General features: G+C 44.4%; 13 protein-coding genes. 3 read left to right on the forward strand and 10 right to left on the reverse strand.

The features are described from left to right. Positions 1 to 44 precede the first annotated feature (44 nt). The 9 genes from QMA41_RS07630 to QMA41_RS07670 form a co-directional block, all read right to left on the reverse strand. Positions 45 to 1,526 carry an NAD(P)H-hydrate dehydratase gene (locus tag QMA41_RS07630; protein WP_281629289.1) on the reverse strand — a complete coding sequence of 494 codons (1,482 nt, stop codon included), beginning with the start codon at positions 1,524 to 1,526 and terminating at the stop codon, positions 45 to 47. Between the two features lie 66 nt (positions 1,527 to 1,592). Beyond that, the gene (locus QMA41_RS07635) at positions 1,593 to 2,036 is read right to left on the reverse strand and encodes a PAS domain-containing protein (RefSeq protein WP_019275301.1); all 444 of its coding nucleotides are present in this window, start codon (positions 2,034 to 2,036) and stop codon (positions 1,593 to 1,595) included. Beyond that, positions 2,036 to 3,040 (reverse strand): response regulator, encoded by a 1,005-nt coding sequence (locus QMA41_RS07640; RefSeq protein ID WP_006961232.1) that lies wholly within the window; start codon positions 3,038 to 3,040, stop codon positions 2,036 to 2,038. Before QMA41_RS07640 ends, QMA41_RS07635 begins: the two co-directional genes overlap by 1 nt. A gap of 188 nt (positions 3,041 to 3,228) precedes the next feature. After that, on the reverse strand, positions 3,229 to 4,359 hold the full coding sequence (locus tag QMA41_RS07645) for a two-component system response regulator (RefSeq protein ID WP_021455712.1): 1,131 nt from the start codon (positions 4,357 to 4,359) through the stop codon (positions 3,229 to 3,231). Then, positions 4,352 to 7,525 (reverse strand): response regulator, encoded by a 3,174-nt coding sequence (locus QMA41_RS07650; RefSeq protein WP_281629290.1) that lies wholly within the window; start codon positions 7,523 to 7,525, stop codon positions 4,352 to 4,354. The genes QMA41_RS07645 and QMA41_RS07650 overlap by 8 nt, the downstream gene beginning before the upstream one ends. Next, a complete protein-coding gene (locus QMA41_RS07655; protein ID WP_281629291.1) occupies positions 7,518 to 8,102 on the reverse strand; it encodes a SpoIIE family protein phosphatase in 585 nt (194 codons plus the stop codon). Before QMA41_RS07655 ends, QMA41_RS07650 begins: the two co-directional genes overlap by 8 nt. A 1-nt stretch (position 8,103) precedes the next feature. Next, positions 8,104 to 8,526 (reverse strand): ATP-binding protein, encoded by a 423-nt coding sequence (locus QMA41_RS07660; protein WP_021455714.1) that lies wholly within the window; start codon positions 8,524 to 8,526, stop codon positions 8,104 to 8,106. A gap of 3 nt (positions 8,527 to 8,529) precedes the next feature. Then, a complete protein-coding gene (locus QMA41_RS07665) occupies positions 8,530 to 8,883 on the reverse strand; it encodes an STAS domain-containing protein (protein ID WP_006961241.1) in 354 nt (117 codons plus the stop codon). Positions 8,884 to 8,898: 15 nt separating this feature from the next. Then, positions 8,899 to 9,819: a protoglobin domain-containing protein gene (locus QMA41_RS07670; RefSeq protein ID WP_040121745.1), complete on the reverse strand. Its 921-nt coding sequence runs from the start codon at positions 9,817 to 9,819 to the stop codon at positions 8,899 to 8,901. A gap of 242 nt (positions 9,820 to 10,061) precedes the next feature. Between QMA41_RS07670 and QMA41_RS07675 the strand changes: the two genes are divergently transcribed. Next, positions 10,062 to 11,618: a PAS domain-containing methyl-accepting chemotaxis protein gene (locus QMA41_RS07675; RefSeq protein ID WP_281629292.1), complete on the forward strand. Its 1,557-nt coding sequence runs from the start codon at positions 10,062 to 10,064 to the stop codon at positions 11,616 to 11,618. A 55-nt stretch (positions 11,619 to 11,673) separates the two neighbouring features. Here QMA41_RS07675 and QMA41_RS07680 read toward each other — a convergent pair whose 3' ends face one another. Beyond that, entirely contained in the window at positions 11,674 to 12,135 is a 462-nt protein-coding gene (locus QMA41_RS07680) for a TetR/AcrR family transcriptional regulator (protein WP_006961245.1), read from the reverse strand. A 506-nt stretch (positions 12,136 to 12,641) separates the two neighbouring features. Between QMA41_RS07680 and QMA41_RS07685 the strand changes: the two genes are divergently transcribed. Together QMA41_RS07685 and QMA41_RS07690 are read left to right on the forward strand one after the other, a co-directional pair. Beyond that, positions 12,642 to 12,941, forward strand: a complete 300-nt coding sequence (locus QMA41_RS07685; RefSeq protein ID WP_019275827.1) for a YfcZ/YiiS family protein — start codon at positions 12,642 to 12,644, stop codon at positions 12,939 to 12,941. 113 nt (positions 12,942 to 13,054) lie between these two features. Beyond that, positions 13,055 to 13,654 (forward strand): hypothetical protein, encoded by a 600-nt coding sequence (locus QMA41_RS07690; RefSeq protein ID WP_006961247.1) that lies wholly within the window; start codon positions 13,055 to 13,057, stop codon positions 13,652 to 13,654. Positions 13,655 to 13,673 lie beyond the last annotated feature (19 nt).

Genomic DNA, 13,673 nt, shown 5'->3' on the forward strand with positions numbered 1-13,673 from the left:
CGTCGTATTTTTTTGTAAAACGTCTCTTAAAGGCATCTTAATATCTATTTTCCGTTAACCAAATGACGAATATGAGGAAGCAAATCACTTGCACAAAGTCCACGTTCGCCGTTTTTTTCTACATCTATGTCGGCTGCCAGACTATGAACCATAACCCCTTTCACTGCCGAACTGGTTAAGCTTTCACCTTGAGCTAACAAACCAAGGATGACACCAGTGAGCACATCCCCCATTCCTCCGGTCGCCATTCCCGGATTTCCAGCATTGCAAACATACGTTTGTTGACCATCGCAGATTAGCGTACCTGCTCCTTTTAGCACGGTTACACCATCGAATTTCTGCTGCAATCTTTTTACTGCGAGGAATCGTTCAGATTCAATTTCACTGACTGAACAGTTAAGTAACCTCGCAGCTTCCCCCGGATGAGGCGTTAAAATTCGCTGCGCATCTTTGTGGACATGGTTGGCGAGTAGATTCAGTGCGTCAGCATCATACACCTTGGGGAGTTGTTGTTGAGATACCGAATGAAACATCTTCTGCACGCTAGAATCAGTGCCAAGACCGGGACCAATAGCGATGCAATCGCACCAGTGTGCTAGCCTTTGCTCATTCACTAAACCCTCTTCCCATGACGACGCCATCACTTCGGGGCATACTACTAGAGACGCCAGCGTATTTTCTGGATGTGTGAGCAATGCTGTAAGACCGGAACCACTCCTCAAGCATGCTTGAGCGGAAAGCAAAGCTGCACCGCCCATTCCTCTATTACCGCCAATGATTACGACTTTACCGTGTATGCCTTTATGTGAGGTTTTTAAACGCGGTACAAAAGGCTCACAATCGGATAAATTATTGAGAAGCAAAGCAGAAGGCGTATTTTGCTGATCAAAGATGTCCTCTACGCCTAACCCGTTGAAGTGAATGACTCCGGTATAGTCGCGAGCTTGTCCAGTAAACAAGCCTTGTTTAAGCCCAATGAACGACACCGTGTGGTCGGCTTTTACGCACGCCCCCAATACCTGACCACTATTACTTGATAAACCAGAGGGTAGATCAACGGCAACAATTGGTGCGTTAACCCGATTTAACCTGTTAATGAGGTGGATTCCATCCTGTCTGACGGAACCACTCAACCCAGTTCCGAAAAGTGCATCGACAATGCAGTCATAATCGATCTCAGACGATAAGTCCGGTTCATTAGTATCGCCACCAGCAGCACAATAATCTTGATAAGCCGTTAAGGCATCACCTTTTAATTTTGTTTCCTCAACGACCTGCCAAAGTGTTACTTGCAGTCCAGCTTCCAACGCAAGTTTGCCGACAACATAGCCATCACCACCATTATTCCCACCACCACATACAATCAATACTTTTTGGCATTCCGTATACTGATGCATCATGACATCAAATACCGCCTGACCAGCACGAGTCATCAGCTCATACATGGGGATCGATTTGGCTCTCGCCGCATCAACCTCACCATTTTTGACTTGTTCTGCTGTATAAAGAGGGGTTGGTGAAGGCATTGATTCTCCTAAGATAAAAATAAAGCCAGATAATTTCTGGCTTTATTGCTGAAGATTGACGTCGAACTATTTGTGCTGATTGATTGATACCAATGCTTCCGCAGTAGCATCTTGAATCGATAGAAACAGTGAGCGAATTTCGCCTGTCGGCGTTCTCATTGGATTAAGTGTAATATTTTGGTACATGAATTCCGCCTGCTGAGTCACAGGTCGTACGTTTCGACACTTAAAAAGATATGGGCGCTGTTGCCACGTAATAAAGCTTCGACAACCTAAGTCATACACAGGTTTGGTTTTCAGTTTAAACCAATCTTCTGGAATCTCCGGAAACAGTTCAAATAGTGACTTATCTATCGCATCGTGAGCCTGAACTCCACTATGGTGAGTCATAAAGCCATTCCATACCTGAACCTTGTATTCACGATCCACAACGATCAATCCTAGGTCAACATTTTGCACCATATCCACCATCCAGTGGAATTGCTCAAACTCTGCAGGAAGATTTATCATTAAAAGTCCTCCATCAAATAAGACAACTTGTTGTCGAGCAAAGGAAGGGACTCATCAACAAACATAAACAATAAATCGCATCGGATTGAAGTGCCATCGATGTTGTAGCTGACCTCAAATGTCATAGTCTTTTTAAACGACCCCGTTGTGGACTGAATCACGGAGTCAATTGAAATATGCTGGCCTAAGAGCACGGGGGAACTCTGGAAAAAACGGACTTCCGCTTGCTTACCTAAACCATTCAAAAATGAACCGACAAGAATATTTGAGACATCCATTAGAAGTTCCAGTTCTTCCAGCTCCTCACTGTCTGCCGGAACCTTCATGAGTTTTTTAAGGTCGCAAACACTCGAGTCACTTAGCAGCACTAAGGCTTCACCAGCAATACCTTCACCACTAAACCCCTGACACACCCCAGAGACCTGATCATTTTCCGCTAGGTCACGCAGTGCCATGTGCAGCTCACTCACTTCAAAGATATTGACGTTCGGCAACGGCAGATGAACAAATACATCAAAATGGCGAGCCAGAGCGTCGGCCGCACGGCCGATGGAAACGTTCGCCACCTCCATATAAATATCGCGTCTGCGAAGTATGGGTAAATCGACAGTGACGGGCGTCACTATTTGCGGTTGGCTTGGTTTTTCAACCAGTTCTTTCAGCACCGCGTTCAGAGCATCTTTATCAATCGGCTTTTGGATAAACGCTTTTGCACCGAGCGTCATCACTCGCTCTTTCGCTTTGGGTTGGATGTCACCAGACACTACGACAACTTGGATATCGATACCACGCGTGCCTATTTCTTCGAGGGTTCCAAAACCATCCAATTCTGGCATGGTTAAATCAAGGAACATTAATTTGAAATCATTTTGCTCTAACTGCTCTAAGGCATCCAAACCATGAACAGCAAAAGTAATATCTGCATTCAATGAAGCAGGTAATGAACGCGCCATTTGCTTTCGAGCTAACGCGGAGTCGTCACAAATAAGGACAGGAAAAGACATGCATATACCTACTGCTATTCGTGTTGCTAATAATTTCAGTGTAACAGATAGTTAGCTCATCAGGCATGAATCTAAAGAGATTAAACGTATCTATTTTGAGAACTCCGAGCAGACACACTAATGCTGCCAAAAGACGCTGAACCTACTACCAACAAGTTAAACAAAACAACAACCAATAAAGCCTGAAATTATTCTTCTCCACTAGCTTTCAACTGAAACGAATCTTCATCAAAACCTTCATCTTTGTACTTAGAAGCAATCTCTTTGAAGGTACTTTCTATACTAAGAAAAACATCGACAATCACTGGCTCAAAATGCGTTCCAGAGCCCTCTGCAATAATTTCCACTGCCTTATCATGAGGAAATGCAGGCTTATAAACCCGCTCAGAAATCAATGCATCGTACACGTCTGCCAGCGCCATCAACCTCGCACTCAATGGGATATCTAACCCAGAAATACCCTCCGGATAACCGCTGCCATCCCATTTTTCCTGATGGCTATATGCGATTTCTTTGGCGATAGTTAGAAAGTCACATTTGAAATCGATTGAGTCTTCAACGGTCATTAATACGGCCCGACCTAGCGTTGTGTGGTACTTCATTAAATCAAATTCTTCATCAGTCAAGCGAGCTGGCTTGAGCAATACGCTGTCAGGGATGCCTACTTTGCCAATATCATGAAGTGGTGCCGATTTGTACAACAGGTCAATCGCTTCTGGCGTCAAAGACTCCGTGTAATGACCAGTTCTTACTAACTCTTCCGCCAACGCTCTAACGTAGTGTTGTGTACGTCGAATATGATTTCCTGTTTCGTTATCACGCGTTTCGGCCAACGATGCCATTGCACCAATCGTCGCATCTTGAAGCATTTCTAGCTCTCGAGTTCGCTTTCTAACTCGCTCTTCAAGCTCTTCATTTTGTTCTGCTAGGGCATCCATAGCTCCTCTCAGTCTCAAATGAGTATTGATACGAGAGATAAGAATCGGTGGACTGATAGGCTTGAGAATGTAGTCAACGGCTCCGGCAGCAAAACCACGTTGTTCATCCTCTATTTGCGACTTAGCTGTCAAAAAAATCACCGGAATATCATGAGTTTCTGGGTCCGAAGTTAATCGCTCACAGACTTCATAGCCGTCCATTTCAGGCATCATGACATCCAGCAGAACAATATCAGGTTTCTTCTGCTTACAAATATTTATCGCTTGAACGCCCCCCGTCGCGACCAATACGCGATGGTGAGGTTTAAGTAAGCCACTGAGTAACACTCGGTTCTCAGCATTATCATCGACAACTAAGACGCTGGTTAGGTGGTCATCCATTGTTCCCCCCAAACACTTTATCCATATCTAACGGATAAATGCTGGCTGCTTTTCTCAAGGCGACACTAGCAGACAAAAAATCACAATCGTGAATACACTTGCAGCAAGTGTCGAACTCCTCCGACCCTAGTAAAGTATTGAGGTACAAATAATGCTCGTCAAGGTAATCGATGGCGCGAGCGTCAAGCTCCTGAAGAAGCAAGTCTAATTGATGGATAACTTTTACACTGTCATTGTCGAGCTTGTCCTTGGTATTCAATGGTTGTGGGCGATTGAGTGCATCACAAATAGCGTTGAAAAACGGCATGAGATAGTCGGACATCTCACTCTTGAGTTGCTCCAGTGACTCTGTGCGTTCACCTCGGCCTAGCTCTTGCTCTAACCTTGACGCAATGTCGGACAAGCGAATTGCCCCAAGATTGGCGGCAGTCCCTTTAAGCGTATGGGTGATCAATGTTGCGTATTCAAAGTCTCCTTTGTCTAAAGCGACATCAAGCCGGTTATCATAATCGTACTCTTTGTCTACTAGCTGTGAGAGTAAACGATGATAGAGTGCTTCATTACTGGCAACCCGCAATAACCCATTTTTAGTATCAAGTGATTCAATCTCTTGGAGGCTTGAAGAGACCGATTTAGCGCCTTCTTCAACCAGTGTTTCCTCCGTTCGCTCCGTACTTTCAATACTGATTGGAGTAAAATTTTGCGTGAAGTCATTTTGGCAACAACGCTTGATAGTAGAAAACAGATGTTCAGGGTCGATGGGTTTAGATACATGATCATTCATGCCTATATTCAAACAGCGCTCTCGCTCTTCAACCATTGCATGGGCAGTCATCGCGATCAGTGGGATATCATCATAACGAGCATCACTGCGAATGCGCGTGCTGGCTTCATAACCATCCATCACTGGCATTTGCAGATCCATAAAGATGATTTCAAACATCTCTGAAGTGCCAATCTTTTTTTCCAGAGTCTCTATCGCTTCGGCACCGTTATTTGCAACGATAACCGTAATACCCTTCTCTTCCATTAGCTCAACAGCGATTTGCTGATTGATCTCATTATCTTCAACGAGCAACACTCTAAGCCCGTCCAGCTCTTTATCTCGTTTATGTCTACGGGATTGCACACCAGGCGTTGAGTGGTTGTTGGTTGGCCCAAACAAATCCATAATCAAGTCAAATAGGTAAGACTGCCCAACTGGTTTTGAGAGAAAGCCCGCGATGTCCAGCTCTTCTACTTCGCTTGAAATATCGTCTTTATCATAGGCTGTCACGATCACGATTTTGGGCTGATGCTCTCTGATGACTTGCTGACGAATTTGTTGACTGGCCTCAATGCCACTCATAGTGGGCATCTTCCAGTCCATAAAGACCAGATCGTATGGCTGTCCCGCATCGGACGCTTTCTTAAGCTCTTCTAATGCACGCTCGCCACTACTGACAAACGTCGGCTTGCACAGGAAGATATCGAGCAAGTCTTCCATAATTAAGAGCGCGTGTTCATTGTCATCAACAACCAACGCATGAACATGATTGAGCAAATCTGGAACAACGACTGGGGTGTAGCCACTGTCCATCACTGCGCCAACCAAGATGTTGAAGCGAAAAGTACTGCCCACATCGAGTTCGCTATCTACGGAAATCTCGCCGCCCATCAATTCAACTAATCGGCGACAGATCGATAATCCGAGCCCCGTACCACCGTATTTTCGCGTTGTACTTCCATCCGCTTGCGTGAATGCATTGAACAGCTTACTCGACTGTTCTTCACTCATACCAATGCCGGTGTCTTTAACCGAAAAACCTAACTCGATTTTGTCGTCTAGCGATCGGATCACTTTGACTGAAACCGAGATTTCGCCCTGCTCAGTAAACTTCACGGCATTGTTCACTAGGTTGATAATGATTTGCCCCAACCTTAGTGGATCGCCATACAGGGTTTTAGGCACATCTCTTGGTATGTCAAACAGTAGCTCCAGCCCCTTCTCAAATGCCTTTTGTCCGGTCACCATGGAGACATTATGGAGAACGTCATCAAGGTAAAACTCAATCTCTTCAATGGAGAGTTTACCGGCCTCAATTTTGCTGAAATCAAGAATGTCATTAATGATTCCCAGCAATAGAGAAGCTGAGTTGTGGATTTTAGAGATGTAGTCGTGCTGCTTGGGCGTTAAATCGGTCTTTAATGCCAGATGTGACATACCAATAATGGCGTTCATCGGTGTGCGAATTTCATGGCTCATGTTGGCAAGAAACATAGACTTAATCTCAACCGCTTCTTCTGCTTTTGCTCGAGCTTCGTTGAGTTCATCTTCGACCTGCTTTCTTGATGTGACGTCTCGAAGAAACATAGCAATCCGACACTCGTCATCGAAGAGAAACACTGTCATACCAAGATCTATTGGAATCGGTTTATCTTCACGAGTGTAAGTCTGCACCTCAAAGAAAGCCCCGCTGACCTTGTCTTGGTCTTCAATCGTGATGTCTTGAGAAAGTAGCTCAGATAGCTCCAATGGAAGCTCTGCTCTTAATAGGTCAAACAAGTTCTGACCTGTCGCCTCTTCAACACTATAACCGTATGTTTCTATCGCCGTTTTATTCCACAAGACTATCTTTTTATGTGTATCTAAAATGGCAACGCTAGAAGGTGCACCTTCAATGATAGTACGTGATAACGCTTCGCTAGCTTGCAGGTCCCTTGTCCGACGCTCAATCTCCTCCTCTAAACCTTCTTGATGAATCGCCAGCTCTCGGTTCTTAATTTGTAACTCATGCATAAGATCATCGCGTGTTTTCTCAGACAGCACATTTTTAATATTGAGGAAATCATTCTCGCTGAGCTGCTTGTTTGCATTTAACGTCCAGATAAGCTCATCTTCTGACTGAGAAATTGACAGTAAAGGGATCGAAACACGTGGCAGGCACTCGCTACCCTCAGCGGACGACCACAAGGTCTGTATGCCGTTGTCGTGTATTTTCACTTTGAGCTCAATGGAGTCCAGTACAGAAAACAACTGAAACAGTATTTCACCACAGAGAAACACCACTTGGTCGCGGTAATGCCTGTCGTAGCCCATGATATCGAGTACTGAGATCAGCTTTCTCCGTAACGCAATGCGAGACTCGTCATCATTCGTAAAACGGAACGCGTGCGGGCTATTCATCTGTATACCTCACAGCAATCGCCGTCGCATCATCATAAGGCTTACTGAACGACTCAATGAACTTTGACGATAGATACTCGACCGTTTCATTACTAGCATTGGATAAAAGCTCAGAGTTGATATTTTCTTTGACTCCATCGGTTGTGAACATGAACACATCACCGTCGCCGAAGGCAAACTGGAAGGGATGAAGCGTAGGCAATAGCTCTCCGACTATGCCCGGTTGAGCAGGGAACGAACGTTTTTCGTTGGCAATCTGGCGAACCAACGTGTTACCTATTCCAACGCCAAAAGCTGACTTTTTAGCAGCGTCGAAGAAAACAATTGTGATTGCTGCGCCTATTGAACCAAGAAACGATCTGTGAATCTCAGTAATAAGCCATTCCACATCTTCACATCCATGCCCTTCAAGAAAACCTTCTATACCGCGTGCTAACTTCGCTGCTTTGCTTCCATGCCCGAGAGCATCAATGATGACGACAAGTAAATCATCGCTGAATTCCTGTATAAAAAAACCATCTCCAGTTTCTATTTCCCCGAAATACGGCACAGTTCGAGAGCTGTAAGCAAATCCCATCTTACTCTCTCCATTTCACTACTTGAATTCGGGTTCCTTTCCCAACGGCAGTTTCTATATCAAATTCATCCACCATTCTCTTTACGCCTGGTAAACCAAGACCTAGCGAGCGGCCAGTCGAATAGTTTTCTTCAAGTGCTTTAGCAATATCCTCAATCCCTGGACCGTTATCCTGTGCAATCACTTTGATGCCGAGTTCATCCTCGCCTTCTAACTTCCAAACAGATATCACCCCAGACTGCGCATATCGAATTATGTTAGTCCCCAGTTCAGAGACGACTGTGGAAACCTCGCTGACAGAAGGCGTACTAAACCCAAATTGTTTTGCCAATGTATAGACTGCAATCACCGAGCTCATTACATCGGATTCCGAACGCACCTCATAAGTTTCGATAATATCTTCAACTATATTAAAAGCCGTCATTTCCTAGCGCTCCAAAACTGCTAAACCATCATCAATATTGTTTACACAATTCAATTGCTCTGTTTTATATGAAATATTGACCAACGCCATCGCAATACCCGGTCGTATTCCAACGAACAGACAGATACGTCCCATCACCTCAACAGCACTGACAATCTCCATCAACGAATCCATGTCTTGCCTGTCGAGCGTTTTTACACCGGACAGATCAATCAAAACACCTTTCACCGTACTCGACATAACGATCGTATCAAGCAGCTCTTGTCGAAATTCATCCAATACCTTTTTACTCAGGTCCACTTGAATGGTAGCAATGAGCGCGTGCTTCAATCGGTTTATCGAAATCGACTTATGCATAGTTAGGCCTGTTAATTACTCGTCTGAGAACTTCTTCAGACCTTCGACATTGAGGCCCACTATTTTGAATGCATTTTCAAGTGCATCACGCAAGGTAGCATTCGTTTTGACTTCGCCGACATTAATGCCTAGTTGAACCATGGTTTGCGCAATTGAAGGAGACACCCCTGACACAAGACAATCACACCCCATTAACTTGGTCGCCTTTGTGATTTTAATGAAGTGATTCGCCACTGCTGTATCAACAACAGCGACACCTGAAATATCCATGATGAATATCTTGGCTCTGTGTTCGGAAATCTTATTGAGCACAGCCGTCATGATGTCCTGAGCTCGTTTGGAATCGATAATACCGACAATAGGTAACATCAGAATATCGCGCCAAATCATGGTAACAGGCGTCGACATGGCGAGGAGTGCTTCACTTTGTTCGGCGATGCGTTTATTGATCAGCCGAGAATAGGTATCGACTACAATCGTGGTATCAAGGTGAAGCAGCTTGGTGAAGGCAGTCACTAGGGAGCTGTATTCATCACTGTATAAACTGCCGTCATACATACGTTTAGTAAAAATCACCATCGAGATATTCATGCCTGCGAAATACGTCGGCAGAGGCAACCCGACTCTCGCATGCACTTCACCTACATCACGACGCTGCTTGACATATACATCGTCCACTTTAGCTTCAAAAAATGCGGTCCAATAATGCACCTGTGAATCTTGCACACGCTTGAGCTTCTTCTCATCGCCAAAAAACTGTACGTATTCGGGCTGTTTATCAAGCCAGTCGTAGAAATGGCGTACATAATCGTCCAACTTGGGCACCATCATGCTGCCAAATTTTCTAATCAATGCCAGATCCGCCTCATTGAGATCATGAAGTTTGAGTAAGCTTTGTGCGCTGGTATAACTCCCTACCGAAGAACTAAGCGACATTCCCGCCTCCTTGCGTTTAAGTACTTTTGTTCGAGAATGAGCCAAAACCACTAACCCAACCTATTAGTATTAGGGTAGTCAATAAAATCAACTTGTGAGCTACAAGTTGAATAAGAACGCAAATTAATAACAATTCAATCAATAAATGATTGGGTAATTCTCTCAAGTTTTAAAAATTGTACTTATACTGATTGAGAAGTAACGAGCCATTATCATTATCTTGTCGATGCGAGGTTAACTCGATGCGCGTAAATGAACCAGTGACCCAGAGAGAAGTCACCTACCCGCCGGAATACAATTTATTGTCCGTCACCAAGACCAGCAGCCATATCACCTATGCCAGTAAAGAATTCTGTGACGTAGCTGGATATACCTTGGATGAACTTGTTGGACAACCACACAATATCGTTCGCCACCCTGACATGCCTCCTGAGGCATTCAAGGACATGTGGGATTTTCTCAAGTCAGGAAAATCTTGGATGGGAGTGGTTAAGAACCGTTGTAAAAATGGCGATCATTACTGGGTTGATGCGTTCGCCTCTCCCATCAAAGAAAATGGCAAAATCGTCGAATATCAGTCAGTGCGTCTTAGCCCGAACCGTCAGCATGTTAAGAATGCAGAAAAGATCTACGCTCAGTTAAAAGCAGGAACAACACCCTTTCAGCTAAAAATGCCGCGCACCCGCCTATGGCAACGCCTAGGCGGAGCCTTTTTAGGCTCTGCGATTATTTCGTCAATCATTGGGGCATTTGCACCCGGTGCTGCTGTTTGGGCATTGTTTTTATTGGCCACCTTGTCTGGCTATGTTCTCACTCGGCGCTTAGAAGATTTATCAGAACAAGCGCGTAAAGTGTTTGATAACCCATTGATGGAGCTGGTTTATAATCAGAGAGTCGATGATATTTCTGAGATTTCGCTAGCTTTGAAAATGCGCCAATCAGAGATAAACGCTGTTGTCGGCCGGATTCAGGACTCCAACGAGCAAATCGCAACCGCAGCTCAGTCTTCTGCTAATAATTGTGAAACCACAGCAGAGAACCTTGTGGGGCAAACCTCTGAAACAGAGCAAGTGGCGGCTGCAATCAATGAAATGCACTCAACCGCAAACGAAATTGCGCAAAATGCTCAGAGCGCCTCGGATGCGACTGAACGAGCTAACTCAGCCGTTGTGGAAGGCAAATCCTCAGTTGAACAAACAGTTTCATCCATGAACGAGCTTTCTCAGCAATTAGGTGTGGCTTCGGATGTTGTTCAGCAATTGTCAGAACATGGCCGAACCATAGGTGAAGTACTGGTGGTCATTCAAGGCGTAGCGGAGCAAACAAATCTGCTGGCACTGAATGCGGCGATAGAAGCAGCACGGGCCGGTGACCAAGGGCGAGGCTTTGCGGTAGTGGCTGACGAAGTTCGCAAGCTGGCTCAGCGAAGTCACGAATCAACAGAAGAAATTCAGAACATTATTAATCTCATTCAAACCAGCACCGATAAAGCGGTTCAAGCCATGGAAGAAGGAAACAAGTTGTCTGACATCTGTGTTGACTGCGCAAATACATCTGGTGATAAGCTGGACGCACTATTTGGCCAAGTCACAGATATTTCAGATAGAAATAGTCAAATAGCTACAGCGATTGAAGAAATGGCCAGGGTAACCGAAGACATGAACTCAAGCGTTCAATCTATCAGTGAAGTATGCTCCGCCACCAACATCCTAGCGAGTGACACACGTGATGAATGCGAAGGGTTAGTAAACAATCTCGACTCCCAAGGTAAGCTGGTCAATCAATTCCGGAAACTCTAAACGCAAAAAGCCTTCCAATTGGAAGGCTTTTTTAACACTGCAACGATATATTCGTTTACTTCGCCATGCGAACCAGTGACTTACCAATTAACCATTCTAGCTCTTTGGCACTGTCTGCACCGAATTGCGCTTCAGTCGTTTTGTAAAGACGCTCAATCCCGTTCATTGCAAACTCGTGTGTGCTTTGAGATGTCACAATATGGTGGAATAGCAGACGTAGAATCGCTAGAAATTCAGCGTTGTCTAACGCTTTTACCCAGCTGTCTGAGAAATCTTGCAGACTATTGTCAAAATTCAGATGTTCTACAAACATCTTAAAGATTCGACCATCTAACGCTGCCGTGAAATCTGTCTTTTTTGGAAAGTGGTGGCTGATACCTGTTCGCGATACACCTGTCTGTTGACTTAGGGTTGTGTATGACATCTTGTCATAACCCAGACGCAAAAGTTGATCCACTACTGCGTCCATAATCTTCTGAATCGTGATTTCAGTATCTTCTTTACTACGCTTTGGCATGTTCAGGCTCTTCTCTCTGTAAATCCATCTAACTCAAACGAGTCAATAATGACGCCTATTAGATATCTTACATGACACCTGCTTTGGCCTCAGAGGATCCCTATGGGAACCTAATGAAACCATCGTACCATATAATACGAACGGCGTCTTAGATGGAGCACACAATGTCGTGTAAGATAACTTTTCATAAATCACAACATCAGCTCGATTTATAAAAGCAATAAGCATTATCTTTCATTTATATAATTTGGCTCACGATAATCATACAAATCGAACTTGCTTACAACTAACTGCACACCATCCTGACTCGATAATGACATGATATTTCGCAACAACATGACTAACGTCACATTATTTGACAGGTTTATCAATTCTCACCTATTTGTTTAACGCTCTTATAACATAGCATCTTGTTCAGAGCCCATTTTGGGAGCTGATGTATTTTTATGGATCACCTTCAAATAACCCGATAAAATATCCATAATTTTTGTAAGAGGATTGTCGTAATGAGCACAGAACGAGAACAAGCTGACGTATGTGAAGCATGTGGTTGCGCTGGCGAAATGGGCTTTATTATCAAAGAAGGGGACGATGTCGCAGAAGTGACGATTTTTGCCCAAGGTAAAGCCCTTCTCGAAGCAGAGCTGAATAAGTACATCGATTTGGCAAAACAGGTCTGCGAAGGCGTAGAGTATGAAATGTCTTCTATTGAAGAAGACTCGAGTGAACTAACAGCTCGATTCAAATTCGAAGTCAGCGCGGAAAAACTGATTTTTGAACTAAAGACTCGCTCCCTAGCTCGCTAAGCTATTAAAAAGCGGACATTCAGTCCGCTTTTTTGTTCACTCCATCATCTCTTTATTGACCCTAACCAAACTCCTCATTAATACTTAGAACAAATCATTGTCTGGATTGTCCTATGAAGCACTGGCTTCTGCCTTCTCTCGTTGTACTGCTGTCTGCACCTGCTCTCAGTGAGCCGATTGATCATTATCGTATTCTCAATCATCTGGATAACTACGGGAATCTAGACCTGCGTAATAAACCTTATAAAGAGCTGCCATCGGGTTTGGTTGTAAAAGGTAACCTCAATATTGCCAAAACCAGCATTAAAGAGATTCCTCAAGGAGTGGATATTCAAGGCAGTCTAGACGCTTCAAACAGTCAGCTAAAAAAGATAGCAAAAGGCGTCAATATTAAAGGCTATGCCAACTTACTTGCGTCACAAATCGTTCGATGGCCAGCAGGGATCAAAGTCGGTGGATACGTAAACCTTACAGATACCCCCTTAACCAAACTACCTCCTCGCTTTAAAGTGAAAGGGGATTTAAGTGTGATTAGAACACCATTGGAATCCTTACCGGAGGGTTTAACAGTCGAGGGAGATCTCTATATTGGCGGGTCAAAAATCACTGAGTTTCCGGACAAGATGACAGTCAAAGGCAACATATTCTTAGGTGGAAACCGAATAACCAAGTGGCCTTCTCAACTCGACCTTGGTGGTGCGGTGGCACCTTAACCAATAGTAAAAAGGACGC

This window comes from Vibrio sp. St2, assembly GCF_947311885.1.
Taxonomy (GTDB): Bacteria; Pseudomonadota; Gammaproteobacteria; order Enterobacterales; family Vibrionaceae; genus Vibrio; species Vibrio coralliilyticus.

Coding starts and splice junctions, on each gene's coding strand:
- QMA41_RS07630 (WP_281629289.1), bottom strand. CDS start 1,526: ATGCCTTCACCAACCCCTCTTTATACAGCAGAACAAGTCAAAAATGGT.
- QMA41_RS07635 (WP_019275301.1), bottom strand. CDS start 2,036: ATGATAAATCTTCCTGCAGAGTTTGAGCAATTCCACTGGATGGTGGAT.
- QMA41_RS07640 (WP_006961232.1), bottom strand. CDS start 3,040: ATGTCTTTTCCTGTCCTTATTTGTGACGACTCCGCGTTAGCTCGAAAG.
- QMA41_RS07645 (WP_021455712.1), bottom strand. CDS start 4,359: ATGGATGACCACCTAACCAGCGTCTTAGTTGTCGATGATAATGCTGAG.
- QMA41_RS07650 (WP_281629290.1), bottom strand. CDS start 7,525: ATGAATAGCCCGCACGCGTTCCGTTTTACGAATGATGACGAGTCTCGC.
- QMA41_RS07655 (WP_281629291.1), bottom strand. CDS start 8,102: ATGGGATTTGCTTACAGCTCTCGAACTGTGCCGTATTTCGGGGAAATA.
- QMA41_RS07660 (WP_021455714.1), bottom strand. CDS start 8,526: ATGACGGCTTTTAATATAGTTGAAGATATTATCGAAACTTATGAGGTG.
- QMA41_RS07665 (WP_006961241.1), bottom strand. CDS start 8,883: ATGCATAAGTCGATTTCGATAAACCGATTGAAGCACGCGCTCATTGCT.
- QMA41_RS07670 (WP_040121745.1), bottom strand. CDS start 9,819: ATGTCGCTTAGTTCTTCGGTAGGGAGTTATACCAGCGCACAAAGCTTA.
- QMA41_RS07675 (WP_281629292.1), top strand. CDS start 10,062: ATGCGCGTAAATGAACCAGTGACCCAGAGAGAAGTCACCTACCCGCCG.
- QMA41_RS07680 (WP_006961245.1), bottom strand. CDS start 12,135: ATGCCAAAGCGTAGTAAAGAAGATACTGAAATCACGATTCAGAAGATT.
- QMA41_RS07685 (WP_019275827.1), top strand. CDS start 12,642: ATGAGCACAGAACGAGAACAAGCTGACGTATGTGAAGCATGTGGTTGC.
- QMA41_RS07690 (WP_006961247.1), top strand. CDS start 13,055: ATGAAGCACTGGCTTCTGCCTTCTCTCGTTGTACTGCTGTCTGCACCT.